The sequence below is a fragment of the Glutamicibacter arilaitensis genome (assembly GCF_044793945.1).
GTDB lineage: Bacteria > Actinomycetota > Actinomycetes > Actinomycetales > Micrococcaceae > Glutamicibacter > Glutamicibacter arilaitensis_B.
This window is the reverse complement of record NZ_CP084994.1, coordinates 894,070-920,743: the sequence shown is the minus strand read 5'-3', so window position 1 is coordinate 920,743 and position 26,674 is coordinate 894,070. Positions and strand designations below refer to the sequence as shown.

The following is a 26,674-nucleotide window of genomic DNA, read 5'->3' as shown; positions in this document are numbered from 1 at the left end:
TTGAGCTTACGGAATGTTTGATGGGTCAGCGATCTCAGGTGAACAGCGGCAGGCCCATGGCCGGCCAGATCCAGAAGGCGAAGACTAGGATCAGGGCGACCATGACCGGTCCCAGCACCGCGCTGAGGCGCAGTAGGTCCGCTGGCTTGTAGCTGTCCACGCCTTCGATATCGGAGAACAAGTTGACGGGCTTAGCGCTGCTGGTGAGCGTGTGGCAGAAGCCTGCGGCGGCGGTGGATGCGAAAGCGATAGCCACCGCGTTCACCCCCACGCCCGGGGCCAGCGAGACGACCAGCGGAATCAGCACCGCCGAGCGTGCCGAACGGGACTGAATCACCAGGTGTGCCGCGGCGGACATGACGACCACCACGATGGTGAACACCCACGGGGCGGCAGCTCCCAGCCCGTGGACCGGTCCGAGTACGCTGCGTGCAAGCCAGTTAGCGGCACCGGTGCTGGCCAGCGCGGTCCCCAAGGTCAGCGTGGCGGCCATGAATATCAGCATCGACCACGGCACCGCCTTCAGCGCCTTGGCCAGACCCACCGAGCCGAAGCCCGGACTGGCCACGAGCAAGGAGCCGAGCAGGGCCACGATGGCCGGGTGCAAGTTGTGCAATGGTTCGGTGCACCAGAGCACCACCACCGCGGACACCAGCAATGCGGCTCGTGATTGCCCGACGCTCAGCGGTCCTGTCAGCGGAACCGGGGAATGCTCCTGGAGCTGTTCAATGCTCACTTCCAGCCCTTGGCTGCGGTCCGAGCCGCGGGTGAAGAGCCACAGCACCAGTTCCGCGCATAGATGCGAGGAGACGAAGGCCAGCGGCAGCCCGTAGAGCAGCCAGCCGGCGAACGAGAAACCCTCATAGCCGGAGGTGGCGAGGATCTGGCTGGTGATCAGATGCGCCCCGGCGCCCAAGTACGAGGCGACCGCAGAAAGCAGGATGACCGAGGGGAAGAGCAGCGACAGGGCCAGCACAACCCGTGGACGAGCGGCGAGCACCTTGGCCAAGGCAATGAAGACGGGAATTGCAAGCGCCGCCCGTCCCGAGGTGGAAGGCACCGCGAAAGCGGTAGCGACCAGTGCCCCGGTGGTCAGGTGCATCAGCTGCCGCGGGTTGCGGGCTCCGACGACGATCCATGCAGCAGCGCGGGTGGCCAAACCAGTGGCGGTGATTCCGGCGGCAATCACGAACGCGGCCAGCAGCAGCCAGATGGTGTCCTCACCCAGCGAGGCGAAGAGCACGTCCTCGGGCAGCACGCCCATGAGCACCAGCACCAAGGACGCTCCGAGAGCGACATAGGTGTCCCCGACCGGGGAGAAGACCCATAGCCAGATCGCGACGGCGAAGACCGCCAAGGTCAGTGCGCCTTGGGACGGCAGCGCGGTGGCAGTTCCCGCCGCGGAGCCAAAGGCCCCGAAGCCGCACCAGGTGAGGAAGGCGGAGAGCAGCATTGCGGCCAGCAGCCCAATAGTTCGCCGGCGGTTCCAGTGCTGCCGCCGTGCGCGTTGTGCAGATCCGGCGGCGGCCGCCGGCCGTGGCGCATCGGTGCTGTGGCGGAATCCGGTAGTCGTAGTGCGTAGTCCCGTGCTCATGATTCGGCTCCCAAAGTGCTCGCCATGCGCTCGGCGAATTCGTCCTCGGCGCCTGCTTCCGGGGCCAAAGCCGTGCGTGGAATGGAAAGGCCGAAACGGGCTCCGGCGCCTTGGCCGGATTCGACCCATGCGGTTCCCCGATGGGCCTGGGCTACGGCCTTGACCACGGCCAGGCCGAGTCCCATGCCATGTTCCCGTTCGCCGCCGGTTCCGGCACTGCGATAGGTTTCGAGCAAGGCGCGCGCCTTCTCGGATGCCATGCCCGGGCCGTCATTGGCCACCCAGAAGCTGATGGATTGTTCGTCGACGGAGGAACCAAGTCTGATGGTGTCGCCGTGGTCGGTGTGCGCGACGGCGTTCTGGATCAGCTGGCGCAAGGCGTCGGTGATGCGCTCCGGGTCCAGCCAGGCGTCGGCGCGAGCGGACTGCTCGATGCGGAAATGCCGTTGGAGGTAGGTATCCGATTGTGCGGCCTCGGCGGCGATATCCGCCGTGACCTCGCCAACGGCCACCAGCCGCGGCCTGGCGAAATCCGGATTGCCGCTGTGCGCAAGCACGTCGAGATCGGCGAGCGTTTGGCCCATCTGGGCGATGAGTTCCTGCGCTCCGCAAGCGATGTTGGCTCGTTGCGCCGCGGGCAGGTCTTCGCGCACCAATTCGTGCAGCGTTGCGGCAAGCCGACGCTGCGGTTCGTTCAGATGCTCGCGGGCTTCGGCGATGAAGTGCCGTTGGGCCAGGTGGGAGGCCTCGACGCGGTCGAGCATTGCGTTGATCGTCTGGGCCAGCTGCGCTAGATCGTCGCGTCCTGCCACCGGAATGCGGGCAGATAGATCCTGCGCCGTAATGGATGCGGTGGTTTCGCGTACGGTGCGGATCGGGCGCATGATCTGCCCTGCCACAAGCCAGGCGATCCCCGCGGTCAGCGCCAGCCCGCCGGCGGCCACGCCGAACAGGAGCACCGCCTGCCGGTTGGCTTCTTCCTGCGCGCCGGCGGTGAACTGTGCGACGACCAGCTGCGCTCGTTGCGTCGACCCCGGCTGCTCCGAGGCAGCGGCTTCCTCCGCTACGGTCTTGGCCCAGCGCACGGTGCCGTAGCCGGTTTCATACACGGCAGAGGTCCGCGAATCATCGAGGATCTGGGTCAGCAGCTGCGTATCCGCGACCAGCATGGCACCGGTCTGGTCCAATACGCCGTGCGCGCTGAACACCTGTCCGTTGGCTTGGCCGACAATAGCTTCTCCCGCCATCGGCTGCTGCCGGGCGAGATAACGTTCGAGTAGTTCGTCCATCGAGGCAAAGGGACGCGCGGTCTGTGGATCCAGGCCTTCGGCGGCGAAGGTCCGGAATTCCTCGATCTCCTGGGTGATGCCCACATTAGCTGCGTCGGCTACCTGCCCGGACATGATTGAGCGCATGGTGACCGTCACCGCGAGCAAGGCCAGCGCCGTAGTAAGGACGATCCAGCCGACAATCCGCAGGCGGGCCGAGACCGTGGACCCCTGGCGTTCAGCGTGCTTAGTCATCCTTGCCACCACGTTCCGGCTTTGCGCTGGGCACCGTAGCCTGCGGTTGCACATCCAGCTGAACCACAATCGGCTGATGGTGCGGTGGCGGCGGGCTGGCGGTATCGGCCAGCGCTTGGCTGGCGCTTGCCAGCCCGGCAGGAACGGCCAGGACAACAAGGATGAGAAGTATGCGACGGATCATGCTTCTACATTAGAAAACCCTTGTGAGACACAAATTAAGTACTGGTGAGAGCTTTATGATTCGTCGATGAGAAGAATATGAGAGGACTTGAAAGTACCCTGCAGGCATCCAATCAGCGCCTGGATGACGGTGAATTCATCGAAACTGACCTTGCGGCTTCAACGGCCTTGAGACGCCGAATGCGCGGGCCGCGCGGCACGTTTTTATGCCGCGCGGCCCGCGCAGAAGAGCGGGTGCTCCTCGTTATGGCTCGACTACTTAGTCGCCCACAGACCCGCTTCGTCATCAAAGGACAGGGTTTCGGTGACGCGGATCTTCGCGTCGGTGAGAGCATCTGCCGGAACATCGAAGACCACCTGATAAGCTCCCTTGCCGCCCTTGGTCAGCGTTGGAACGTCGGTGGCCGGCTTTGGAGCGATGGCCATGGAGCTGGTGGTGCTGTAGATGCGAGAATCCGAGCCCAGCAGCTCGGGAGACAGATCAATCCACGCGTCGCCTTCTTCCTCGCCGTTGTACACCACGGAGAGATCGACGAGGACATACTGACCCTCGGCCTTTTCGTTGAACGTGTTGGCCTTCGCAATAATGTTGTCTGCCTCGAGGTTCACTGCGCTGACGTTGACGGAGTATTCACCGATAGTTGCCGCCTCTCCAAGTTTGAGTACCTGAGATTCATCAGAGGCCTGCTCGATGACCTTCTCTGGAGCCGCTACCTCTCCGTCCGCGGCGTCATCGATGGCGGCCGAAACGCCGTCCAGCGCCTTGGCGTAGGCAGCTTGGGTGACGAAGACCAGCACGATGGCGACGATGGCGATCACGCTAGCGGCGATGCCCATTCCCTTGCTACCGCGACGCTTCGAGGCGATCGCCAGCGAAATGATGCCGAGGATCAGGGCTACAAAACCCAGAACTGCGGCGAAGTTGTTCACAATCGGGACCCAGCAGATTGTCAGGGCAACGATGGCGATAACCAATGCGGCGATTCCCAGGCCCTTGCCGGCGTTGGTCTGTGCGGGTGGGACCTGCGAGTTCGGCGCAGGTTCCAGTGGAGTTCCAGCAGTCATGAATAATTCCTCAAGTGATGACGGCGCTTAGCCAGCGCCTAAGTGAACCCGGCTCATACCCCATGGTCGTGATCCGGATTGGATCTTGGTTGATCCATCAACGACACTACGAGAACGCACCGACACTTTAGCCTCGCGATTCAATTCATGCCCAGCGGGCCACGCTCACGCCCAAACCACCAGCTAATTTCAGAATACCCAACAGCGAACAGCGGACCGTTTTGCGAACAACCCTTGACATCACCACGCCTTCGGGCGCATAATTTAGTTGAAGGTTCAAGTAAATATCCAAAGGAGTAAGACAATGGCAAACATCAGCATTCTCGGTAACGGCAATATGGGCCAGGCAATTGCGGGCGTTGTCAGCAAGGGTGGCAGCACCGTCCAGCTCCTGGGTAGCGACGACAGCAAAACTCAGGTAAATGGCGACATCGTCATCCTCGCTGTCCCCTACCCTGCGATCGCAGGCATCATCGCTGAGCGAGGCGAGCAGCTGGCCGGCAAGATCGTTGTGGACATCACCAACCCACTGAACTTCGAGACCTTCGATTCTTTGACAGTTCCGGCAGACAGCTCGGCTACCGCAGAAATCGCCGCGGCCCTCCCCAGCTCCCGCGTACTGAAGGCATTCAACACCACTTTCGCAGCCACCCTCGCTTCGGGCACCGTCGGCGAGACCGTGACCACCGTATTGATCGCAGGCGACGACAGCGAAGCCAAGACCGAGCTGGCGGGCATCATCGCCGCCGGGGGCCTGCGCACTATCGACGCCGGAGCCCTCAAGCGCGCTCGCGAGTTGGAAGGAATCGGCTTCATGCAGATTTCCTTGGCAGCGGGCGAAAAGATCTCCTGGACCGGCGGTTTCGGAATCAACTAAGCCCAGGCCGGAGGCTCAGACCGAGCTCCCAAAGAAATACTTTTGCCCTTCGGACCCGTGCTAGCCACGAGTTCGAAGGGCAGCTCTTTTAACAACCGTTAGCAGGCTGTCGCCTGTCGATAGCGCCGGAGCACTGGGGCATCTGAGTCACTCGCCATGGCGGGCTTCTCGCTCAATTGCCACTGTGGCATTGCCCCGCGCAAGACCCCGGCCGCTTGTCGGGCTGCGCCGTTTGCCACATATTCCTCCGGTTCTGGAACGCTGACCGGAAGTCCGAGGATATTGGCGGCTATTTGCTGCAAGGCCGCAGAACGCGCCGCACCTCCTACCAGCACGATTCGTTCGGCCAAGACACCCAGATCGGTGAGTGCCCTCAGCCCATCGGCCAATGAACAAATAATTCCTTCAAAGGCGGCTCGGGCCAGATTCTCCGAGGTGAAGTTCTCCAAGGTTATCCCGTGCAGTGAGCCCGTAGCGTCGGGAAGGTTAGGGGTTCGCTCCCCCTCGAAATAAGGGATGAGGCTTAAGCCTCCGGCGCCGGCGGGTGCCGCCAATGCCAGCGCCGAAAGCTTCGGAAGATCTACCTGCAGTAGCTGGGCCGTTGCATCCAACACCCGCGAAGCGTTAAGGGTGCAGGCCAGTGGCAAGTAATTTCCGGTGGCATCCGCGAACCCTGCTACGAGACCGGTACGGTCCGCTGTGGACTTTTCAGCGACGGTGAAGACCGTCCCGGAGGTGCCAACTGAGATCACTACTGTGCCCAGTGTGGCATTCACCCCCAATCCCGCCCCGGCGTTATCACCGCAGCCCGGGCCGATCACCATTCCAGCCGATGTCAGCTGTCCGGTTTCCAAAGGGCCCAAGACCTTGGGCAGTATCGGCACATGTCCCAAGGTGCGTTCGAGCACCTCAGGCAAGTACTCACCGGTGCTCGGTGACCAGTACCCGGTTCCCGAGGCGTCCGAGCGGTCGGTGCGCAACGCGGCTAGGCCCTTGGCGCCACTGCCTGGACCAAATCCCGCCAGACGCCAGGTGAGCCAGTCATGGGGTAGGCATACGGCAGCGGACCGCGCAGCGTTCGCTGGTTCTTCCGTAGCCAGCCACAACAGCTTGGTGGCGGTCAGCGAGGCCACCGGGATTGTTCCAATAGTGCGCGCCCAATACTCAGCGCCGAACTCTTCGACGAGCTGTCGAGCTGCTCCCGCGGAGCGCGTGTCATTCCACAACAAGGCTGGACGAATTACCGCACCGTCCGCGTCGAGGCAGACCATGCCGTGTTGCTGGCCAGCCACCGAAATAGCCGAGACATCCTCCAAGCCGCCAGCCTCGGCGATGGCTTGTTGCAGCGCCGTCCACCAGTGTTCTGGATCGATCTCGGTGCCCGATGGATGGCGCGCGGAGCCCTGTCGAATCAGGGCTCCGGAACTGGCGTCGCGAATGACGACCTTACAAGATTGGGTGGAGCTATCCACTCCGGCAACCAGCTGCATTTAGGTAACTTTCGGGCTTGGGATGAATAACAGCGCCGCGTCCCCGGATCTGGCAACAGAACCGGGGACGCGGTCAAACTTTTCTCGTGAATACCTAAGGCTTAGCGTGCGCCCATCAAGTGTTCCAAGGCCAGCTGGTTCAGGCGGATGAATCCGAAGGATCGCTCAGCGGCAGACTCTGCGTCAAAGTCTTCGAATGCCGACGTATCCGCCAGCAGATCCGCGGTGGTTTCGCCGGCGGCCAGGGTACTTTCGCCCAGCTCGAAGACACCCGCTGTCTTCAGCGCTTCCTGCACCTCTGGGTTAGCACGGAATGCGGTAGCTCGTTCCTTGAGCAACAAGTACATGGACATATTCGCCTTGGCGGAGTCCCAGACACCGTCGTAGCCGTCGGTTCGCGATGGCTTGTAGTCGAAGTGCCGTGGACCATTGTAGGTTGGCCCGCCGTTCGGGAAACCGTTTTCAAGCAGGTCGACCGTGAAGAATGCACTGGTGAGATCTCCGTGTCCGAAGACGAGGTCCTGGTCGTACTTGATGCCGCGCTGTCCGTTGAGGTCAATGTGGAACAGCTTGTCTGCCCAAAGCGCCTGGGCAATTCCGTGGGTGAAGTTCAGTCCTGCCATCTGTTCGTGGCCGGTCTCTGGGTTTACGCCTACGATGTCGCCGTGTTCAAGCTCGGCAATGAAGGCGAGCGCGTGGCCTACGGTTGGCAGGAAGATGTCTCCGCGCGGCTCGTTTGGCTTTGGTTCCAGCGCAAGGCGAAGCCCGTAGTTCTTTTCCTTGATGTAGGCGGCAACGGTGTCGACGCCTTCCTTCATGCGATCAAGCGAAGAAGCCAGATCCTTAGATCCGTCGTATTCGCTGCCTTCGCGGCCGCCCCACATGACGAAGGTTTCGGCACCCATCTCGGCAGCGAGGTCAATGTTTGCCAACACCTTGCGCAAGGCATAGCGGCGAATGGAGCGATCGTTGGAGGTAAAGCCACCATCTTTGAAGACTGGATGGCTAAACAGGTTGGTGGTGACCATTGGCACCTTCAAACCGGTCGTTTCCAAGGCGCCGCGGAAACCCTTGAGGATACTCTCGCGTTCTGCTGCCGTTGCATCAAACGGGATCAGGTCATTGTCGTGGAAGGTTATGCCGTAAGCGCCAAGCTCGCTGAGTCGATTGACCGCTTCGACCGGGTCGAGCGCCTGGCGGGTTGGCATGCCAAACGGATCGTTCCCGGTCCATCCCACCGTCCATAGGCCAAAGGTGAAACGGTCTGCTGGCGTTGGTTGCAAAGTCATGAGTTCTCCTGAAGGATTTGTGGATATCAACAACTTATTGCATGTTGAGCTTCAGAGTCAAGGGGTTTCTCACCGCCTCAGGAAACGAAATAACTTCCAGATCTCCTCTCCAGTTTGAGAATCACGGTCAAAATAATTTGCCGCAACACACCGAATCATGTAAGTTGACGATTACAACTTAAGGCGATCCAGACTACTGTTCTCTCTGACGTGCTACGTCTGCCAGCCGCTCCCCTGCCGTACAAGTTCCAAGCTCCGCGACGGGTACATAACCAGCGAAGGCCCGATCTCCGGGAGCAGTGAAGCGGTTGATAAAATGGCAATTGCTTGAAGATGTTCCAATGACTGGCAAAAGGACCCCACAAGTACGCTTGCTCCCTTACGTTTGCCAACTAGTTGAATTTGTGGCGATCGTCCGCTGGTCACTCTCATTCATCTTTGAGTCGGCCAGAGTCAGCGTACGAATGAAGAATTGAAGGAAATTAGATGACGGTCTCACCGCATGAAGACGCGCGGATCCCCCAACACCGTGCGTCCAAGTCGGTGCAGAGCCCTGAAACTATGCGGCGAAATAATCTGTCTGTCGTTCTCACTTTGCTGCACCGCGAAGGCACGCTGTCCCGCGCTCAGATTACCGAGCGCACCGGCTTCAATCGTTCCACTGTCGGCGCACTAGTCGCCGAGCTGGGCGAACTGGACCTGGTCTTTGAAAGCGAACCGCAGGCAGCCGGCAGGGCAGGTCGACCCAGCCCTCTTGTACATCCCAACGAAAAGGTCGCCGCCGTCGCCATCAACCCGGACATCGACGCAGTGCATGTCGGGATCGTGGGACTCGGCGGCAAGGTCCATCGCAGAATTCGTTACGAGGCCGCCACGAAACCGACTCCAGCGGAGACGGTCAACATCAGCAAGGCAATTCTTGACGGCACGCGCGCGGATATTGAAGCGCTGGACCACATCGTGGCCGCAGGCGTAGCGGTGCCGGCTCTTGTGCAAGCCAGCGACGGAAAGATCCTGTTAGCCCCTCATCTAGAATGGGCGAACGAATCATTATCATCATTGCTGGGACCAGCGCTCGGTCTGCCCGTACGGGTGGGCAACGATGCAACTTTAGGCTCGGTTGCAGAAAGTATTCACGGTGCAGCACACGGCTACGCCAACGTGCTCTATCTCAATGGAAGTGCAAGCGGCATTGGCGGCGGCATTCTCACCGATGGCACCCCGCTCCGTGGCGCCTCGGGCTTTGCCGGAGAGCTTGGACATACTTTGGTGAATACCGACGGCGCTCTTTGCCATTGCGGACGACGAGGTTGCCTCGACGCCGAGGTGCGGGTTGAGAGACTCTTGGAAATTCTAGAGTTCGACAGCGCTGATCTGGACTCTCTCGAGCAGGCAATTTCCGGTAATGAGTGCGCGCAGCTTGGCAACGAAATCAATCGACAGATTGACCTGCTCGCCGTGGCACTCACCAATTTCGTTAATATCTTCAATCCGGAAATGATCGTCCTCGGCGGATTCTTAGGGACGATCTACGCGATGCGCCCCAAACGGTTAACCGATGCGGTCGCCAGCGGCCCTATTGCCGGGCTTGGCCGCGAGGTCAAAATCAAAAAGGCCGTCCTGGGTTCGGATCTATTGCTCATTGGCGCAGCCGAATTAGCATTTGCCCAACTACTTTCGGACCCTGCCGGGTACCGCACCGCAATGCAGGCTCCCTAACGGTTTGCCAGCCAGCCCTAGTAGTCGCGGCTCAAAAAATGCTGCGGCCAGCTGTCGACAAATGGCGCACTTGCAGTGCGCCCAGCCAATTAATTGCAACTGCGCCGTTGAGACAATCCTCGAAAACCAGCGATTCGATATGCGCGCGGGTATTCTCCGCTAAAGATCCGGTAGACAGAATTATTGGATTCCGTCTCCCTGGTACCACTGGACTGATTGCGGTTGGAATCTTCAGCGCAGAAACTCAACACTCACCGACACGCTGAGATGAAATCAATTCCTAGCCAGCGAGTATTGCTGTTGCAGAATTCAAGTATGAGCACCAGCGATGAGATCCATAATGGCCGCGATACCCTGCGCTACGTCAGGCTGGCTCTGCTGGTCCTTCCACTATTACTCGTTGTAGCGATCGTAATTTACGGGATCTTGAACGGAAAAGTTGAAGACTCGATAAGCTCCTACTATTTGGGACCCAGCCGGGACCTTTTCGTCGCAATGCTTGTCGCCACCGGAGTCATGCTCGTTGTTTACAAAGGTGCAGCTCTGGAGGACTACGCACTGAACCTCGCCGGGTTCTACGCCATATTTGTTGCATTGGTTCCCACTCGGCTTGGCCAGACACTTTCCATGCTTGACACCCACGCCCAAATACAGCTCATCCGTTCCGTGCAAATATCGGTGGTCGCGGTACTCGTAGTTTCTGCGGTTTTTGTCTGGCTTGAATGGAAAACTACCAAGTGGTCGCCGCGCTCGTTGCACATCAGCAAGCTCAGCAAAATGCTGACTATCGCAAGTACGGTGCTGCTCATCGCATTTATCGGCTTGCTTTTGTGGCGCAGCATCGAAGGCACCGACTTTGCCGGTGTGCATTACGCCGCTGCGCTCCTGCTGATTATCAGCATGGGAGTCGCCATCGCCAGCCACTTAGGGCGAGAAGACCTCTGCGACACAGACACCAGCGGTGGACGTTCGACTCACTACGCTGTCTTGTTAGTGCTTATGGCCTTGGGCATCGTCGGGTGGCTCGTGCTGACCGTCATGGGCATATCCCAGGCGCTATTTATCGTCGAATGGTACGAGATCGGCCTCTTCACCTATTTCTGGTATCTGGAATCACGAAGATTGTGGAACTACCCGGCGCTCGCACCGCGCACCCCACGTGAATTTCCGCAGCAACCCAGCCAGTAAATAGGCCTCAAATACTCGGACAGCAAGACAGGAAAAGGAAAGGCCCCGGTTCTCAAAATGAGAACCGGGGCCTTATAAAGCTCCTCCAACTGGACTTGAACCAGTAACCCTTCGATTAACAGTCGAATGCTCTGCCAATTGAGCTATGGAGGAATGCAACGAGATATAACTTTACCCGACGCTCAACCAAAAACCAAAACTGGCGACTTAGGTGCCGCGAAGGATCCGTCGACGCATCTCAAGTTCCATAAGTTCGCGGTTGATCTGGGTGTATTCCTCACCTTCGGGCTCCATTTCGGCCCGCTGCAGCCGGCCGATAAGCTCCGCTTTGCGATGTGTGATTTGAAGCTCAATCAGCCCATTGACGATGTCTGAACAATAGAGCGACAAGTTGTGCTCATCCGAGGCCGGAATGCTGGTAACTGCAAGCTCGGAGACGAAAGAACGCAACTGTTCGGGAACCTCGTCTCGAATCACTTCAACCCACGAAGATGCCGAAGCACCTACCGCGCTGGCAGACACAACCCCGTCATGGACTGCAGCGTGCGCTGGTGCCATAAAGCGAGCCTCGTAAAAAGCCTGCCACTGCTCTTCGCTGAGCCGGTGAGGCTGTTGTATGACAACTTCCAGCGCTTGACGCTCCAATCGCATTACCGGATCGCGCTTGTCTGGTCGCTCGAAGGCGCTACCTGGCTGTTCTTGCGCCTCTGCCGCACCCGGAGCGTTCCCGGCGGTGTTCGGAGTGTTCTTTGGTAGCCGGGCGCGCTTGATCGAAGCGGCAACCGAACGGTTCACATCCTCGTTGTTCATGCCCAACCAGCCTGCAAGTTCACGCGCGTAGGCCGGACGGATCGACGAGTCACGAATCTGCGCGAGAATCGGTGCGGTCTGCCGCAGGGCTTGCACGCGGCCCTCCACGGTATCCAAATTGAACTTCTTCAGCTCCGCACGGATCGCGAACTCGAACAACGGACGTTTCAGCTCGATCAGTTCACGCACCGCTTCGTCCCCACGATGCAATCGCAGATCACAGGGATCCGCTCCTGTCGGTTCAACACACACATAGGTTTGAGCGATAAAACGTTGATCTTCTTCGAAGGCTCGCAATGCGGCCTTCTGACCGGCGGCGTCGCCGTCAAAGGTGAAGATCACTTCACCACCTGTGCCGTCATCTTGCAACAGTCGCCTAGCGATCTTGATGTGATCGGTACCGAAAGCTGTGCCACAGGTTGCCACGGCCGTGGTGATCCCCGCCAGGTGGCAGGCCATCACGTCGGTGTACCCCTCGACGACTACGATCTGCCTGGTCTTAGAAATTTGTTTCTTAGCCAAGTCCAGCCCATAGAGAACCTGAGATTTCTTATACAGCTGAGTTTCCGGGGTGTTCAGGTATTTAGGTCCCTGATCATCCTCGTAGAGCTTGCGCGCACCGAAGCCAATGGTGGCTCCGGACAGATCACGGATAGGCCAGACCAGCCGGCCACGGAAACGGTCATAGATCCCGCGGTTGCCTTCGGAGAACATGCCGGTGAGCTTGAGCTCCTCATCGACGAAACCTTTGGAACGCAGGTGCTTGAGCAACGCGTCCCACCCCTTGGGCGCATAGCCCACGGCGAAGTCGGCAGCCGCCTGTGGTTCGAAGCCGCGCCCGTTCAAGAATTCACGAGCAATTTGCGCCTCGTCGCTAGCTAGTTGGGTGCGGAAGAATTCTTCGGCCACCTTGTGCGCGTCGACTAATCGCTGGCGCTTGCCGTATTCTTCCCGGCGTGGTCCGGTTCCGCCATCCTCATAATGCAGCTCGTAGTTGATTCGAGCCGCCAATGACTCAACGGTTTCGGTGAACGAGGAGTGATCCATCTTTTGAATGAATGCGATCACGTCCCCGGACTCTCCGCAGCCAAAGCAGTGGAAGGTTCCCAATTGGGGACGGATGTGGAAGGAAGGACTGCGTTCGTCGTGGAACGGGCACAGGCCCTTATAGGAGCCCACACCCGCGGATTTGAGCGTGACATAGGATTCGACGACCTCGCGGAGGTCGATGCGGTTACGCACCTCGTCGATGTCTTCTCGTTTGATCAGCCCTGCCATGTTTCCCATTCTAAGAAGTTGCGGTCGAACTGGGCCGACCGCGTCGCGGGCTGTGCATGAAGCTCAGCCTAGAAAAGCTTTGGTTCGAAACTTTCGCCTTTGACCAGAGACGCATGCCATTCCAGCGCGGAGGCGTCGGTCAGCGAGGCCACCTGGTCGATGATCACGCGCAATCTGCCCTTCGCGTTCGCGGCGTCCCTGTAATCTGCGGCGAAAATCGGTTCGAGGTACTTGTCCTCATTATCCGATAGCAGCTCCACCAGATCGCTCAGGATCTCCCGCTGCCCCAGATACAACGGCTGGCGTTCCTCATTGGTCATCACGAAGTTCGCGGCGATGCCCTTCATCACCGCGATCTCATGTTCGGTTTCTTCCGGGACGATCAGTTGCGCGTTATACCGGGTGAGATTTCCCTGCCCGTACTCATCGCGTGTGGCATCCAAGGCCGCCTGGCAGAACCGGCCAATGAATTGACTGGTCATGTCTTTCAGCGCCGCCCGCGCACGGCGCGAACCATCGGCGTGCGAAACCCATTCGGCCGAAGCTTCCAGTCGAGCTAGGGCCGCCTTGATATCCGCCTCATTCGTGGTGGGCAGATACCAATCCTTGGTCACTTGCAGTGCACGATCGCGCTCGGAAGATTCCAGTAACCAGCGCAGCTGAAAGCGCCCGCCGACGATCGCATCTTCCACGTCATGGACCGAGTAGGAGATGTCATCGGCCAAATCCATTACTTGGCCTTCCATGCACACCTGGTTTGGCACCGCATCCGGGCCGCTGCGCAACCAGTCGAAGACCGGCTGGTCATCGGTGTACACACCAAATTTTTTGGTCTGCTTTCCGTTACGCTGCGGCGCTTCTTCGCGGAGCCACGGGTACTTACACGAAGCATCCAACGCTGCGCGCGAAAGGTTCAATCCCGCAGAGTGCCCGTTATGACGAAATGTTTTTGTTTCCAACCGGGTCAGCAAGCGCAAGGTCTGCGCGTTGCCTTCAAAACCACCAATGTCTTTGGCCAGTTTGTTCAACGCTTTTTCGCCGTTATGCCCAAAGGGAGGATGTCCCAGATCATGGGCCAAGCAGGCGGTATCGACGATATCGGGATCGCAACCCAAAGCGGCCCCGAGCTCGCGTCCCACCTGCGCCACTTCCAAGGAGTGGGTCAGCCTGGTGCGCACGAAATCGTTCAGGGTGGGTGAGACCACCTGGGTTTTGGCACCTAGCCGGCGCAGCGCCGAGGAGTGCAAAACCCGGGCGCGATCACGTGCGAACGCGGTGCGATACGACTTCTTAGCCGGTTCGGGCACCCAACGTTCCTGATCAGCTTCGGTATATCCGTTGATCTCGGTCATATGAAGAGTCTAGTGACTTTTTGGGTCACTCGTTCACTTATCCACCCGAGATGTCCAACTCGGCCGCCTTGATCATGACCCGATGCTCATCGGACATCTCACGCGAGTTCAGCCAGCCATCTGGCAGGTGAGTCTTCTTCGGCGTTCCGGCACGGCCTCGGGTTCCCTCGGCGGCCGGGCCCGGGTAGCCCAAATCCAAGTCGAGTTCGTTGAGCAGTTCGCGCAGGCGCTCCAATGAAGGCACCTGGGCCAGCTGGGCACGGATATCTCCGCCCACCGGATAGCCCTTGAAGTACCAGGCGATGTGCTTGCGGATATCACGCATGCCCTTGCCCTCGTCCTCGAAGTACTCGGCCAGCAGCTCGCCGTGGCGGTACACGGTGTCCGCCACTTCGCGCACCCCGGGGCGGAAACGCTGGGACCGTCCCTCGAAGGCGGCCTGCAGATCGCCGAAAAGCCACGGCCGCCCCTGGCAGCCACGACCCACCACAATGCCGTCGACTCCGGTCTGCTCGACCATCTCGATGGCATCTTCGGCGCTAAAGATGTCTCCGTTGCCCAGAACCGGAATATCCGGCAGCGCTTCGCGCAAGGTGGCGATGGCTTCCCAGTCGGCCTTGCCCGCGTAGTACTGGCGGGAGGTGCGGCCGTGCAAGGTGACCGCGGCGGCACCATGGTCTCGAGCGATTTTGGCCGACTCGATGTAGGTCAGGTGATCTTCGTCGATTCCCTTGCGCATCTTGATGGTCAGCGGCACCTCGCCCTTGGCTGCTTCGGAGGTGGCCGCTTCGATGATGGAGGTGAAAAGATCTGTCTTCCACGGCAGCGCGGCGCCGCCGCCCTTGCGGGTGACCTTCGGGACCGGGCAACCGAAGTTCAGGTCGATGTGGTCCGCACGGTCTTCGTCAATGACCATGCGTACCGCAGCGCGCACGGTATTGGGGTCCACCCCGTAAATCTGGATGGAGCGCAGGTCCTCGTCCGCGTCATGCGAGATGATGCGCATCGATTCGGCGTTTCGTTCTACCAGAGCGCGGGCGGTGACCATCTCGGTCACGTACACGCCGCCACCGTATTCGCGGCACAGTCGACGGAACGCCCGGTTGGTTATGCCGGCCATCGGCGCCAGGATCACTGGGGTCTCGATGGTGTGCTTGCCCAGCTTTAGCGGGGGAAGCTCAAGGGTCGGGGCGTCGGCCGACTCGGTGGTTTGGGTAGCAGAAAGGATCGTCACACAACCATTATCTCAAACGTGAGCAAATCTTGGGTGAGATCTATATCAAATCGCAACCATGCTCAGCTGGATTATTTTTTATCTAACAGGCAGAATTATAGGATGACAAGTAATTATTCGCGCGTACGGCTGTCTTTGATAGCACTCGCTGCGCTCTGTGTGGGCTTGGTTATAGCCGCTCTGATTTCCGTTGCCCTGCGCCCCGCAGCCCCTTTGCTTGCCGAGAACACTCCAGAGGGAGTCGTCCAGCGCTACGTCATGGCAGTCGCTGACGCAGACATTGATACCGCGAAGAAATTCGTTCATAACGCCGAGGCAAAACAGCTCTGCGACCCCCTGTCAACAGAGCTGCGTGACCCCGCGTTGAGCCTGATCAAGACCGTGGTCACCAACAACAGCGCCGAGGTCCACGTGAACTTCAACGACGACAGCAGCGCTGCGTACGATTCGTTCTTCGGGATGTCCGCGTATCAAGATACCTTCCAGCTGACCAAAGTCGGTTCGGATTGGAAGATTGTGGTTGCCCCGTGGCAGATCAACATGTGCACCGACGAAGAAATGTTGGGGTTCTAATCATGAGCAACTCCACCTCACGGCGGCCCAACCAAGCGGTTGCCGGGCAAACGGTTACCAGCCTGCGCCAGTTAATCCTGCACGGCTTGTTGTTCATCTTGCTGATGATCCTCGGCTCCGGACTCTCAATCTTGTTCTCCATGCTCTTGCGGGGATTCGTTCCGGCCTACAGCGGGTCCACCGAACTTGCCGTGGGAATGTCCTTCACGTTGATCGCTGGCCCGCTTACATGGTTGCTGTGGCGCACGGTCCGGAAAAACGTCGTACAGGCCAGCGCGGTTGACTCAGCCATATGGTCATTGCAGGCCGCAGCGGTTTATGTGGTCGCTCTGGCAATGTTCTCAACATCCTTCCTACGGCTATTCGCCGAGCTGATCCACCCCAGTCACGCCACCGGCTGGCAGTCTTTGCTTGGCGCCGGTTTGGGTTGGGGCCTAGTTTTCGTATGGCAATACCGACTGATCAAAAGTCCGAAGTACGCACCCACTGAGCTCCCCTCGCTCGCTCCCGCATTAGGTTCGGCCTACGCACTGGTCTTGGGCGGCATTTCGGCCATTCTCTTGGTCCAGCGCGCAGTTAGCGAACTCATTTCACCGCAGGAAACATTGCTTGGAGCGTCCACCGATCTTCCTCAACTGTTGACGGCTGCCATCTGGGCGATTGGTGCGGTCATCATTTGGTGGTGGCATTGGACTGTGGAGCACGTGCGCAGCATGGTTGATGATTTTACCGATTTCATCTACGTCATTATCGGCATTTCAGTGCCCGCTTTGATCTCGCTACTCTGCGCGGCGGGACTGCTCTCAATGCTGGTCCCAATACCCATAAGCTCTGGCATCTGGGCCGAGGACTTCACTACCGACAGCCCGCTGCTAATCGCCGGACTGCTGGTCGGTTTACTGGTGTGGATCTACCATCAGGCTAAATTGACCACACGCGGAATCTGGGCATCAGAGGTTTCTCGACAGATCGTTAGCGGCGTAGCTCTTGCTATCGGTGCCAGCGGCTTGGGTATGGTCATCAACGCGCTACTGGCCGCCCTGTCGGTTCCATTCTCCGGGGATAGCTCGGTGCCCGTGCTCCGCGCAGGAATCGGGCTTCTCGTCGTCGGCGCACTAGCGTGGGTGCTTTTCTTCCGCCCCTTGGCACCGGCCAAACCGGCATCCCGGCGCGTCTATCTTGTTATGTTCTTCGGGTGCAGCGCCCTGGTTGCGCTGGTCTCCCTGCTTGTCGTTGGTTACCGAATCTTCGAATTCCTGCTGGTAACCACCGGGTCGGGAAGCCTCTTGGACATGATTCGAGCACCTTTCGGCTGGCTAGTCGCCACAGTTGTGGTAGCGACTTATCACTACTTCTTGTGGCGTTCGGACCGCCAACTTCTGGCCACTGAGACCTCGGATGATCCGCCGGCAGCCGCAGCGCCACCGCGCAGCTTGATGATAGTTGCGCCGCACGGCTCGGATTATCTGCTCGAAGGCCTGCGGCAATTGAAGCACGTTCAGCTCCACTGGGTGCCCTCTGCCGGCACTGCACCTGCGCAGGAAGACCTGCATGAATTGCTCGCTGAAGTCTCCACCCGGATCAGCGCTGAAGCCTCTGGGCTATTGGTAAATGTTGATTCTTCCGGCAAAGCGCAATTCGTCTCGTTGGCCTGAGTCCAGAAGCGACCCGAATAGGAAAATCCTCACCCTCGTTTAATAACCACTTCTTCCCGCCATCGCGTCCCATTCAGGGCGCGGTGGCGTTTTTTACTTCTAAGCACCTGGCCGGGCCAAAGTCTCGAATGAGGATTCCATGCACAGGGCGTGTAGCACGCTTTGTTAGACGTTTGAGGAAACTTCTTCAGCAGAAAAAGTAAGGGTTGCCAATATTCAAAGACCTCACCCGAATATCACGCTACTGGCCCATACTTCCTAGCCGTGGACTAGTTTTTCAATTCATTGTCCGCCGGGTCACCGACGTAATGTTGCGCGATGACTGAATAAGAAGATGATACTGTGTCTTTTTGTGCCATCAAATAGGTGAGCATAACCTAACTCAAGAAGGCCTCATGCGATCTCCGACGCAGATATCCACCGAGTCCAATGTTGTGACCCCGGAGACCGGAACTACTACAGCGCGCGACGAGGCCACCGAGTTTCAGCCTGGCATTGGTGACCCCGAAGCGAATTCGAATGGAACCCGTGCCGGCTTAGCCACTACTAACGTGACCCGTGCTTTTGGATTCGCTCTGGCCCTCGCAGCGCTATGCATTTCGGTGGTCCTCTCACTCGCTGTTGGCGCCAAGTGGATTCCAACCGTCGATGTATTCCGGGGTTTAGGTGGCCTGGGCACCCAGGAAAATTTGGTGATACTCAACGAACTGCGTGTACCTCGTACGCTGGTTGGCCTCATGGCTGGACTGGCGCTAGCCGTTGGAGGGGCGTTGATCCAGGCATTGACCCGCAACCCACTCGCTGACCCTGGAATCCTTGGTGTCAACGCGGGGGCCGCATTTGCGGTTGTCATTGCAGTTGCCGTATTCGGCATCGTCTCGATAGCCGACTACATATGGTTCGCATTCGGTGGAGCAATCATCACCACTCTGCTGGTGTATCTCATTGGTTCTCGTGGACGGTCCGGTGCTACACCGATCAAGCTGACGCTTTCGGGAGTCGCCTTGGGGGCCATGCTCGGCGGGATCTCGAGCGGCATCACGTTGTTAAACCCGGATGCATTCGACCGGATGCGGTATTGGGGTGCTGGTACTTTGAACAACCGAACCCTAGATATGGTCTGGGTGATCCTGCCTTTTGTTATGACTGGATTGTGTCTTGCATTTTTCTGCACACGCTCGCTCAATGCGGTGTCGCTGGGCGAGGATATGGCCCGAGCATTGGGAAGCAACGTCACGCGCACACGCGTTGCGGTAATTGTTGCGGTGACATTATTGTGCGGCGCCGCCACCGCAGCTGCCGGCCCAATCGGGTTCGTTGGGCTGATGGTTCCGCACGTTGCCCGGTGGATAGTCGGAGCGGATCAGCGCTGGATCGTTCTCTACAGCTTGGCATTAGGGCCGGTGCTGCTTCTTGTCTCAGACGTCATCGGACGCGTAGTCGTACCGCCTGGTGAGTTGCAGGTCGGCATCGTGACTGCATTTGTGGGAGCTCCGGTGCTGATCTGGCTAGTACGCCGAAAGCAGGTCAGCGGATTATGACCACTACTGACAACACTATTGCGCCTGTTCAACGCGTGGATTTTGGACCGGGTCACACGGTGATCTCCTCGCCTAGCGGCCGCTTCTCCCTCCGCTTGCAGCGACGTTCCATCATTGTGTGCACGGTCTTTGTTTCCTTCGGACTCGTTCTATCGCTCTGGGCCTTAGCAACAGGTGAAATCACTTTTTCGGCCAACGAACTTCTGCATGCACTGTTCGGCAACGGCAATAGCTCAAGCGAGCTAGTGGTGCTCTCCTGGCGAATGCCGCGGGTAATCATGGCCCTGGCGCTTGGCGCAGCTTTGGGTATCAGTGGCGCGATTTTCCAGTCATTGACTCGGAATCCTCTGGGAAGCCCGGACATTATCGGGTTCAACACGGGAGCATACACCGGTGCCTTGATTGTAATTTTCCTTGCTGGCGGAGGTTATTTTCAGATCGCAGCAGGGGCGCTAGTTGGAGGTATGGTAACAGCTGCGTTGGTATACATCTTGGCCTACCGCCGAGGATCACAAGGTTTTCGGTTGATCATCGTCGGGATTGCGTTTAGTGCCATTCTCGCGTCCCTAAACACTTGGCTGATCTTACGTGCCGGGCTTGAAGAAGCGATGTCCGCGGCCGTGTGGGGCGCTGGTTCGCTCAACGCCATGGGGTGGGAGCACGCAAAACCTGCGCTCCTCGCAGTCACCGTATTTTTCATCGCCGCCGCCCTGCTGGCCCCGAGGATGCACATGCTGGAGATGGGAGACGATGCTGCCAGTGCGTTAGGCATTCGAGTTGAACCTTCCAGGCTCCTGCTGATGGTGGTCGGTGTCGGATTCACCGCACTTGCCACGGCCGCGGCCGGGCCCATTTCGTTCATTGCCCTCGCCGCGCCACAGGTGGCCCGCCGTCTAACTCGAAGTGCGGGAGTCCGAATGGGTTCATCGGCGATCCTGGGTGCAGTGTTCTTGCTGCTCAGCGATTTGATTGCTCAGCGCCTTGTTCCGGATACTGCACTACCTGTCGGTGTGGTCACGGTCAGCGTAGGCGGCATTTATCTGATCTGGCTCTTGCTCCGCGAGGCTAAAAGAAATTGAGGGGAAATAAGCTGCACATGGGTACAAGCCAACCGTCGGTCAGTGATCACCAGATCGCCAAAAAACCTGAGCGTCTCAGGGAGGTCTCTACCTCTCGATTAAGCGGCCAGGATCTTACCCTGGGCTATGAACAGCGCACCATCTCTCAGGAGCTGAACGTTGTCATCCCCGACGGATCATTTACCGTCATTATCGGGCCAAATGCCTGCGGCAAATCAACCTTGCTGCGCGCGCTGTCGCGGCTGCTGAAACCCATGACGGGACAAGTTGTTTTGGATGGTAAACCGATCCATAAGCTTCCTGCCAAAGAAGTCGCCAAACGTTTGGGGCTGCTCCCCCAAACCTCGATTGCCCCAGATGGCATAACCGTCGCAGATCTGGTTGCTCGCGGTCGCTACCCGCATCAGAAGCTACTGGCGCAATGGTCTGCAGCAGACGAGAGCGCGGTGCTCGAAGCCCTGCGAGCAACCAATACCGCCAACCTTTCGCGCAGATTAGTTGATGAGCTCTCCGGAGGCCAAAGGCAACGCATTTGGGTCGCGATGGTGCTTGCACAGCAGACTCCGCTGCTGCTTCTGGATGAACCAACCACCTACCTCGACATTTCGCACCAGATAGAAATCATGGAACTCTGCCGCCAGCTCAACCGCGGCAACGGGCACACTGTGGTCGCGGTGCTCCACGACCTTAATCATGCCTGCCGCTATGCCAATCATCTGATTGCCATGAAGGACGGAGCCATTGTAGCTACGGGTGCGCCGTCCGAGATCGTCACCGAAGAGCTGATTCAAGAGGTCTTTGGACTTCGCTGCCGAATCATCGACGACCCGGTTTCCCGGACGCCACTGGTCATTCCAGTGGGCGACGTGGAGAGCTGGGCCTAACTTTCCTATTCGACACGACCAGAATAATTTTTTGGCCGGCCTTATCCGGACGCGCCGCACCTAAATGAAAGATGACTCGAACATGATTGCACCTACCCGACGTACGCTTCTGACAATACTCAGTGCCGCCTCAATCTTTGCGCTCACCAGCTGCGGAGCACAGAACGTTGAGGATGCAAGCACTGACGCTTCGCCAGAAGCGCCGCAGAGCTCATGGACATTTACCGACTCGTTCTATAAGAAGACAACTACTCTGGAACAAGCGCCAGAATCGATCGTCGTGGATTCATACTCCGCGGCTGCACTTTGGGATTATGGTGTTCGCCCTACTGGCGTCTTTGGTTACGGGCTTACCGAAGAAGGCGGACTTTCGGTAGGCAATGCGGATGTCAGCCAGATGACCATCATCGGCAAGGACGCGGAGTTCAACTTGGAGAAGCTGCTCTCCTTGGACCCCGACGTCATTGTCGGCTATGGCAACGCCGAAGGCACTGGCTGGACCTGGTGGGATGAGAAAGTTCAAGGTGAAGCTACCGCCACCGCGTCGTACTTACCGATTAGATCAGGTGGACGCTCGGTTCAAGACGTCATTGAAGACTACGCCGACTTAGCCAAGGCACTCGGCGGTGATACGGACTCCGAATCAGCGGTGCAAGACAAAACCGATTTCACCGATCGTCTCGAGACGCTGAAGGGCATCGCTGCCAACAAACCCGGGCTGAAGATCATCGCGCTCAACGGTTATGATGACCTCTACGTCGGTCAGAAAACTATCGGCCAGCTCGCCTTGCTCGAAGACCTGGGATTCGAAATTACCGGTCCGACCGATGAAACTGCGTGGGCCTCGCTGAGTTGGGAAAAGGTCGGCGATTACCCCGCAGACGTGGTGCTCAGCTACTCGGGGACGGCATCACAAGTCCAAGATCATCCGGTGTTCTCCTCGCTGCCAGCAGTGCAAGCCGATCAAGTCGTGGAGTGGGATGACAAACGCCCCTACACCTACGCCAGCTACGTACAGTGGTTCGATCAGCTCATTGAGGTTCTCCAAGATGCCAACATGGTCGGTGCCTAACACCTGAGTAGCTCGGAGATCTCGGACACCGGCAAGTAGAAGATCCGGTTTCCGTGCGTTTCTAACGCACACGGGAGCCGGATTTTTGCGTTGCGCTCGAAAGCTGCTGCATGCTCGGTCAATCTCAGGACAAAGGCTCAACCGCGTTAGGTGTGAGATCCCGCTTCCTCCGACTACGAAGAAGAAGCTGCCGCTAATGGCACTATGAGCGCATAGCCACACTGAGCCGCTGGAGCAATGAACGAGCGTTACTAAGCAGATTGCCGGTGCCTCGCATTGGCCAGCCGGCTGAGTGCTGCGGAGCATAACGCACCACGAGCGCTTTCAGCTGCCCCCAAAAGCCAGTTGGCCTTTGATAACCGAAACTGCTTAGTTGCGCTTGCGGGTAAGTTTTCCGGTGCCGCTGACCGAAGCGAGCGCTACCGCAAGCAGGGTCAGCACGGTGCCGGCCACCGTCGCAAAGCTAATCTGCGAACCCTCGGTAGGCACCAGCAGATCCATCAGCAGCGAGCCGAGCAGCTGGCCGCAGATCATGCACAAGCCAGTGAATAGCACCCCTAGGTGCTTGACCATGAATGCGGAAACTCCGATAAAGACGCATCCAAGCAGCCCGCCCACGTACATCCACCACTGATTGGGCAGCTCCCCCAGCGGGGAAATAGAAGGCAGTCGCACCAATAAGATCGCCGCGAGCATCAAGGTACCAACGACGAAGTTCATCAGCGTAGCGGTCATCGGCGTGCCATACGCGTGGGCTTGCACTCCGTTGGAGGCCGATTGGAATCCCATGAGCACGCCTACCACCAGTGAGAAGATCATTGGCAACAACAGCGTGGTCAGCTCGATATCCGTGCTAATGCGCGGGCTCACTGCCCAGATCACTCCAATGACGGTGAGCACCGCCCCGGCCAAACGCAACGCGCTGATCTTCCTCGGCCCGGCAGGACCGAAGCCGATCCGGTCCACTATCATCGAGCCGACGGTCTGGCCGGTCACCAGGCTCACGGTAAACAGCGCCACACCGACCACCGGGACCGCAGCCGATTGGCTGACCACCACGGAACCACCCACCGCACCGGCGGCCAGATACCACCACGGGAATTGGCGTTCACGGATGACACGGGGTACCGAGCGAGCCGCTCGGCGGGCGCCGGGAAGCAAAAGGTGGATGATGACCAGGGCGACCAATCCCACCAGAAAACTGACAAGTGCCGCGGCAACTGCATCACCCAGCTGAACCCCCAATGCACCGTTGACGCGGCTCTGAATTGGCATGAGCAGGCCGGTGGCCACAGCGATTAGCAGGTAGACCAGCTTCAGGCCGGGACGCAAAGTCGTGCTAACCGATTTATTCACGCGTGGTTCTTTCTCAGGTACTAGGCAATTGCTTTGCTCGGAGAGCAAAGCGGGACCCTGCAGGGTCCCGCTTAGGCACTATTTAGTTGGCGTGATCGCTGGCCAGAATGTGTGTCGTTGAGATGACAGTCGCCTGCTCAACGGTTGCCAGCGCATCCACTAACGAGGAAAGCACGAACATCGACGCATCGACTTCCAGCTTCACCGGGTGTTGGTAAACCAGCATGGCGACCAGGTCGCGGACCGATTCGGCCACTTGATCATCGCTGAACGCCGGGTTGGACCCCACCAAGACATCGGTGGGTGATTCCTCGCGGGCTGGGATGTAGCTGATCGCAAAGGCGAGAATTTTTCCACCTTCGCTACGCGGCTTATCACGCAACACTATGGCACCCTGGGCACCGGTGTTCTCATCGAGCAGCATCTTCTGCGCCGAGCCCACGGTCATCTGCGCCGGATCCCACTGGTGGGTGGCGTTGTAGAAGTCCATGACAAGCTTGGTCAGTTCAACACTGCCGGTAGAGATATCCTCAATAACCCGGTCATTGCTCTCGAAGTCCGGTTCGGCAAGCGCACCGGGTTCCAGGATGACGTCACGCGAAACCTGGATCTCCCCCAACCCCAATGCCGCACAGAAACCAATGGCTGACAGCGCCGGGTCACCGGCGGTCACGGTGTAGCGCACTTTCAGGTCGGTGGTTTCCCCGGCTGGAATCAGTGCGCGCAGCCGCGCCACCAGTTCGGTTCCAACGCCTTGGCGGCGGTGGGTCGGTGCCACCTCCACGTAAAGCCACAACCGCTGCGGGTGCAGCGAAGAGGCGAAAATGACGCCGGCGCCGATAGCTACCGATTCGCTGGTCGCGACCAAGGTGCGGGAGAACGGTGCATCACTGTCCTCCCGCAACATGGTGCGGTCCTGGTAGGCCTGCGGAGAGAGCGGATCCCCGAAGATCTGCAGCAATTCGAGGTCGTCACCGGATCGCCAGGCTCGGAATGCTAGATCGCTCATGCGCTCTAGGCTCCGTTCAGACGCTCGGATAGGTAGGTCGTGACCTGGTCCAGGGCCACGCGTTCCTGCGCCATGGTGTCGCGTGAGCGGATGGTGACCGCCTGGTCTTCGAGGGTATCGAAGTCCACGGTGATGCAGAACGGGGTGCCGATCTCATCCTGGCGGCGGTAGCGGCGGCCAATGGCGCCGGCGTCATCGAAATCGATGTTCCAGCGCTTGCGCAGCTCGGCAGCCAAATCCTTGGCCTTCGGGGACAGCGATTCGTTGCGCGAGAGCGGCAGCACGGCGGCCTTGACCGGTGCCAGACGCGGGTCCAGCTTCAGCACGGTGCGCTTGTCCACGCCACCCTTGGTATTCGGTGCTTCGTCCTCCGTGTAGGCATCCACCAGGAAAGCCATCATGGAACGAGTCAGACCGAAGGAAGGCTCGATCACGAACGGCACGTAGCGCTCTCCGGAGGCCTGATTGAAGTACGACAGGTCGGTGCCCGAGGCTTCCTTGTGGCTGGTCAGGTCGTAGTCGGTACGGTTGGCGACGCCCATGAGCTCGCCCCATTCCGAGCCCTGGAAGCCGAAGCGGTACTCGAAGTCGATGGTGCCAGCCGAGTAGTGGGCGCGGTCGTCTTCCGGCACGTCGAACTGGCGCAGGTTCTCCGGGTTGATGCCCAGGTCCAGGTACCAGGCCCAGCAGGTGTCGACCCAGTGCTTGAACCACTGGTCGGCTTCTTCCGGGGCGGTGAAGAACTCGATTTCCATCTGTTCGAATTCGCGGGTGCGGAAGATGAAGTTGCCTGGGGTGATTTCGTTGCGGAAGGCCTTGCCGATCTGGCCGATGCCAAATGGTGGCTTCTTGCGGCTAGCGGTGAGCACGTTGGCGAAGTTCACGAAGATGCCCTGCGCGGTTTCTGGGCGCATGTAGGCCATGCCGGCTTCGGTATCTACCGGGCCGAGGAAGGTCTTCATCAGGCCGGAGAACTGCTGCGGGTCGGTGAACTGGCCCTTGGTTCCGCAGTCAGGGCAGGCGATCTCGCTCATGCCATCCTGTGGGTCACGGCCCTTCTTGGCCACGAATGCCTCGATCAGGTGGTCTTCGCGGTGGCGCTTATGGCACTGGGTGCACTCGACCAATGGGTCGGTGAACGTCTTGACGTGCCCGGAGGCTTCCCAGACGGCTCTTGGCAGGACGATGGAGGAATCGAGTCCCACCATATCTTCGCGTCCGCGCACGAAGTTCTGCCACCATTCACGTTTGATGTTTTCCTTCAGCTCGGTGCCTAGTGGCCCGTAATCCCATGCGGAACGGGAACCACCGTAAATTTCACCAGCCTGAAAAACGAATCCGCGACGCTTCGCGAGGGAAATAACTTGATCAAGCTTGGACTGTGGCGCCATCTTCAACTCCAAAGGAAAGTACGAGGCCGCTGGTTGCGGTCCGTAGGAAACACATACTGCTTAACCCTATCGCGTCTGCTTCTGCAGGCGCACACTTTTGCGGAGTTCTGCATGGTCTGGGACGACCTTTTGACCTGCCAAACGCTCGGAGTGCTGTGCACAATGTGCTGGTTCAAGACCTCACGGCCGTTCCCCGATGTTTGATCCAACACAAAAACCGACGCCATGAATGAAAAACATGCATAGCCTCGCTTGAATGCGCGATGATGGACCTATGGCAAATTCCGAGGTATTCCCCATCCAGATCCGTGACGAATCCATCCGGCTGGGACAGCTGCTCAAGCTGGCTTCCCTCGCCGAAGACGGTATTCACGCCAAACAGCTGATTGAAGACGGCCAGGTGCTGGTCAATGGCAAAATCGAAACTCGTCGTGGAGCTCAGATGCGCAATGGAGACAAGATCTCCGTGAACGGCGAATCGGTAGTTGTCGAAACCGCTTAATTAGCGTTTA

Annotated in this window: 22 protein-coding genes and 1 tRNA gene; 10 read left to right on the top strand and 13 right to left on the bottom strand. The window is 58.9% G+C overall.

Annotated elements, in window-relative coordinates:
* Nucleotides 1-34: 34 nt before the first annotated feature.
* The 4 genes from LG294_RS04310 to LG294_RS04295 form a co-directional block, all read right to left on the bottom strand.
* The gene (locus tag LG294_RS04310; protein ID WP_404289846.1) at nt 35-1,594 is read right to left on the bottom strand and encodes an SLC13 family permease; all 1,560 of its coding nucleotides are present in this window, start codon (nt 1,592-1,594) and stop codon (nt 35-37) included.
* A complete protein-coding gene (locus tag LG294_RS04305; protein ID WP_404289844.1) occupies nt 1,591-3,117 on the bottom strand; it encodes an ATP-binding protein in 1,527 nt (508 codons plus the stop codon). The genes LG294_RS04310 and LG294_RS04305 overlap by 4 nt, the downstream gene beginning before the upstream one ends.
* Nucleotides 3,110-3,301 carry a hypothetical protein gene (locus LG294_RS04300; RefSeq protein WP_404289842.1) on the bottom strand — a complete coding sequence of 64 codons (192 nt, stop codon included), beginning with the start codon at nt 3,299-3,301 and terminating at the stop codon, nt 3,110-3,112. The genes LG294_RS04305 and LG294_RS04300 overlap by 8 nt, the downstream gene beginning before the upstream one ends.
* Before the next feature lie 254 nt (nt 3,302-3,555).
* Nucleotides 3,556-4,365 (bottom strand): DUF4190 domain-containing protein, encoded by an 810-nt coding sequence (locus LG294_RS04295; RefSeq protein WP_404289840.1) that lies wholly within the window; start codon nt 4,363-4,365, stop codon nt 3,556-3,558.
* A gap of 304 nt (nt 4,366-4,669) precedes the next feature.
* On the opposite strand from LG294_RS04295, the gene LG294_RS04290 reads away from it, so the two are divergent.
* Entirely contained in the window at nt 4,670-5,242 is a 573-nt protein-coding gene (locus tag LG294_RS04290) for an NADPH-dependent F420 reductase (protein ID WP_404289838.1), read from the top strand.
* Nucleotides 5,243-5,340: 98 nt separating this feature from the next.
* Here the strand turns inward: LG294_RS04290 and xylB are convergent, their stop codons facing one another.
* Together xylB and xylA are read right to left on the bottom strand one after the other, a co-directional pair.
* Nucleotides 5,341-6,732 carry a xylulokinase gene (gene xylB, locus LG294_RS04285; protein WP_404289837.1) on the bottom strand — a complete coding sequence of 464 codons (1,392 nt, stop codon included), beginning with the start codon at nt 6,730-6,732 and terminating at the stop codon, nt 5,341-5,343.
* 101 nt (nt 6,733-6,833) lie between these two features.
* Nucleotides 6,834-8,021 (bottom strand): xylose isomerase, encoded by a 1,188-nt coding sequence (gene xylA, locus LG294_RS04280; RefSeq protein WP_404289835.1) that lies wholly within the window; start codon nt 8,019-8,021, stop codon nt 6,834-6,836.
* A 486-nt stretch (nt 8,022-8,507) separates the two neighbouring features.
* Here xylA and LG294_RS04275 point away from each other — a divergent pair, with 486 nt between their 5' ends.
* Nucleotides 8,508-9,740: an ROK family protein gene (locus LG294_RS04275; RefSeq protein ID WP_404289833.1), complete on the top strand. Its 1,233-nt coding sequence runs from the start codon at nt 8,508-8,510 to the stop codon at nt 9,738-9,740.
* 315 nt (nt 9,741-10,055) lie between these two features.
* Nucleotides 10,056-10,928, top strand: a complete 873-nt coding sequence (locus LG294_RS04270) for a hypothetical protein (RefSeq protein WP_404289831.1) — start codon at nt 10,056-10,058, stop codon at nt 10,926-10,928.
* Between the two features lie 80 nt (nt 10,929-11,008).
* On the opposite strand, the gene LG294_RS04265 is transcribed toward LG294_RS04270, so the two are convergent.
* The 4 genes from LG294_RS04265 to dusB all read right to left on the bottom strand — a co-directional run bounded on the left by LG294_RS04265 (nt 11,009) and on the right by dusB (nt 15,602).
* Nucleotides 11,009-11,081, bottom strand: a tRNA-Asn gene (locus LG294_RS04265).
* 54 nt (nt 11,082-11,135) lie between these two features.
* Nucleotides 11,136-13,016 (bottom strand): DNA primase, encoded by a 1,881-nt coding sequence (dnaG, locus tag LG294_RS04260; protein ID WP_404289829.1) that lies wholly within the window; start codon nt 13,014-13,016, stop codon nt 11,136-11,138.
* A 68-nt stretch (nt 13,017-13,084) separates the two neighbouring features.
* Nucleotides 13,085-14,368, bottom strand: coding sequence for a deoxyguanosinetriphosphate triphosphohydrolase (locus LG294_RS04255; protein ID WP_404289827.1), 1,284 nt, complete (start codon nt 14,366-14,368; stop codon nt 13,085-13,087).
* A 37-nt stretch (nt 14,369-14,405) separates the two neighbouring features.
* Complete coding sequence (gene dusB / locus LG294_RS04250; protein WP_404289825.1) at nt 14,406-15,602, bottom strand: tRNA dihydrouridine synthase DusB; 1,197 nt, start codon at nt 15,600-15,602, stop codon at nt 14,406-14,408.
* A gap of 102 nt (nt 15,603-15,704) precedes the next feature.
* Here dusB and LG294_RS04245 point away from each other — a divergent pair, with 102 nt between their 5' ends.
* The 6 genes from LG294_RS04245 to LG294_RS04220 all read left to right on the top strand — a co-directional run bounded on the left by LG294_RS04245 (nt 15,705) and on the right by LG294_RS04220 (nt 22,406).
* Nucleotides 15,705-16,175 (top strand): hypothetical protein, encoded by a 471-nt coding sequence (locus tag LG294_RS04245; RefSeq protein ID WP_404289823.1) that lies wholly within the window; start codon nt 15,705-15,707, stop codon nt 16,173-16,175.
* A 2-nt stretch (nt 16,176-16,177) separates the two neighbouring features.
* Nucleotides 16,178-17,830, top strand: a complete 1,653-nt coding sequence (locus LG294_RS04240; RefSeq protein WP_404289821.1) for a DUF5671 domain-containing protein — start codon at nt 16,178-16,180, stop codon at nt 17,828-17,830.
* 395 nt (nt 17,831-18,225) lie between these two features.
* Nucleotides 18,226-19,371 (top strand): iron chelate uptake ABC transporter family permease subunit, encoded by a 1,146-nt coding sequence (locus LG294_RS04235; RefSeq protein WP_404289819.1) that lies wholly within the window; start codon nt 18,226-18,228, stop codon nt 19,369-19,371.
* On the top strand, nt 19,368-20,450 hold the full coding sequence (gene fepG / locus LG294_RS04230; protein ID WP_404289817.1) for an iron-enterobactin ABC transporter permease: 1,083 nt from the start codon (nt 19,368-19,370) through the stop codon (nt 20,448-20,450). The genes LG294_RS04235 and fepG overlap by 4 nt, the downstream gene beginning before the upstream one ends.
* Nucleotides 20,451-20,467: 17 nt before the next feature.
* The gene (locus tag LG294_RS04225) at nt 20,468-21,334 is read left to right on the top strand and encodes an ABC transporter ATP-binding protein (RefSeq protein WP_404289815.1); all 867 of its coding nucleotides are present in this window, start codon (nt 20,468-20,470) and stop codon (nt 21,332-21,334) included.
* Nucleotides 21,335-21,416: 82 nt separating this feature from the next.
* Complete coding sequence (locus LG294_RS04220; protein ID WP_404289813.1) at nt 21,417-22,406, top strand: ABC transporter substrate-binding protein; 990 nt, start codon at nt 21,417-21,419, stop codon at nt 22,404-22,406.
* A 369-nt stretch (nt 22,407-22,775) separates the two neighbouring features.
* Here the strand turns inward: LG294_RS04220 and LG294_RS04215 are convergent, their stop codons facing one another.
* The 3 genes from LG294_RS04215 to LG294_RS04205 form a co-directional block, all read right to left on the bottom strand.
* Nucleotides 22,776-23,762, bottom strand: a complete 987-nt coding sequence (locus LG294_RS04215; RefSeq protein WP_404289811.1) for a DMT family transporter — start codon at nt 23,760-23,762, stop codon at nt 22,776-22,778.
* Between the two features lie 82 nt (nt 23,763-23,844).
* Complete coding sequence (locus LG294_RS04210) at nt 23,845-24,771, bottom strand: GNAT family N-acetyltransferase (protein ID WP_404289809.1); 927 nt, start codon at nt 24,769-24,771, stop codon at nt 23,845-23,847.
* Between the two features lie 5 nt (nt 24,772-24,776).
* Nucleotides 24,777-26,162, bottom strand: coding sequence for a glycine--tRNA ligase (locus LG294_RS04205; protein ID WP_404289807.1), 1,386 nt, complete (start codon nt 26,160-26,162; stop codon nt 24,777-24,779).
* A 274-nt stretch (nt 26,163-26,436) separates the two neighbouring features.
* On the opposite strand from LG294_RS04205, the gene LG294_RS04200 reads away from it, so the two are divergent.
* A complete protein-coding gene (locus LG294_RS04200; protein WP_404289805.1) occupies nt 26,437-26,664 on the top strand; it encodes an RNA-binding S4 domain-containing protein in 228 nt (75 codons plus the stop codon).
* The last annotated feature ends 10 nt before the right edge of the window (nt 26,665-26,674 follow it).

Excerpts from the sequence above, each read along its gene's own strand:
- LG294_RS04225 (WP_404289815.1), top strand. The coding sequence starts at position 20,468 with ATGGGTACAAGCCAACCGTCGGTCAGTGATCACCAGATCGCCAAAAAA.
- LG294_RS04300 (WP_404289842.1), bottom strand. The coding sequence starts at position 3,301 with ATGATCCGTCGCATACTTCTCATCCTTGTTGTCCTGGCCGTTCCTGCC.
- LG294_RS04295 (WP_404289840.1), bottom strand. The coding sequence starts at position 4,365 with ATGACTGCTGGAACTCCACTGGAACCTGCGCCGAACTCGCAGGTCCCA.
- LG294_RS04235 (WP_404289819.1), top strand. The coding sequence starts at position 18,226 with ATGCGATCTCCGACGCAGATATCCACCGAGTCCAATGTTGTGACCCCG.
- xylA (WP_404289835.1), bottom strand. The coding sequence starts at position 8,021 with ATGACTTTGCAACCAACGCCAGCAGACCGTTTCACCTTTGGCCTATGG.
- fepG (WP_404289817.1), top strand. The coding sequence starts at position 19,368 with ATGACCACTACTGACAACACTATTGCGCCTGTTCAACGCGTGGATTTT.
- LG294_RS04210 (WP_404289809.1), bottom strand. The coding sequence starts at position 24,771 with ATGAGCGATCTAGCATTCCGAGCCTGGCGATCCGGTGACGACCTCGAA.
- xylB (WP_404289837.1), bottom strand. The coding sequence starts at position 6,732 with ATGCAGCTGGTTGCCGGAGTGGATAGCTCCACCCAATCTTGTAAGGTC.
- LG294_RS04255 (WP_404289827.1), bottom strand. The coding sequence starts at position 14,368 with ATGACCGAGATCAACGGATATACCGAAGCTGATCAGGAACGTTGGGTG.
- LG294_RS04220 (WP_404289813.1), top strand. The coding sequence starts at position 21,417 with ATGATTGCACCTACCCGACGTACGCTTCTGACAATACTCAGTGCCGCC.
- LG294_RS04245 (WP_404289823.1), top strand. The coding sequence starts at position 15,705 with ATGACAAGTAATTATTCGCGCGTACGGCTGTCTTTGATAGCACTCGCT.
- dnaG (WP_404289829.1), bottom strand. The coding sequence starts at position 13,016 with ATGGCAGGGCTGATCAAACGAGAAGACATCGACGAGGTGCGTAACCGC.
- LG294_RS04240 (WP_404289821.1), top strand. The coding sequence starts at position 16,178 with ATGAGCAACTCCACCTCACGGCGGCCCAACCAAGCGGTTGCCGGGCAA.
- LG294_RS04275 (WP_404289833.1), top strand. The coding sequence starts at position 8,508 with ATGACGGTCTCACCGCATGAAGACGCGCGGATCCCCCAACACCGTGCG.
- LG294_RS04205 (WP_404289807.1), bottom strand. The coding sequence starts at position 26,162 with ATGGCGCCACAGTCCAAGCTTGATCAAGTTATTTCCCTCGCGAAGCGT.
- LG294_RS04270 (WP_404289831.1), top strand. The coding sequence starts at position 10,056 with ATGAGCACCAGCGATGAGATCCATAATGGCCGCGATACCCTGCGCTAC.
- LG294_RS04290 (WP_404289838.1), top strand. The coding sequence starts at position 4,670 with ATGGCAAACATCAGCATTCTCGGTAACGGCAATATGGGCCAGGCAATT.
- LG294_RS04310 (WP_404289846.1), bottom strand. The coding sequence starts at position 1,594 with ATGAGCACGGGACTACGCACTACGACTACCGGATTCCGCCACAGCACC.
- LG294_RS04305 (WP_404289844.1), bottom strand. The coding sequence starts at position 3,117 with ATGACTAAGCACGCTGAACGCCAGGGGTCCACGGTCTCGGCCCGCCTG.
- LG294_RS04200 (WP_404289805.1), top strand. The coding sequence starts at position 26,437 with ATGGCAAATTCCGAGGTATTCCCCATCCAGATCCGTGACGAATCCATC.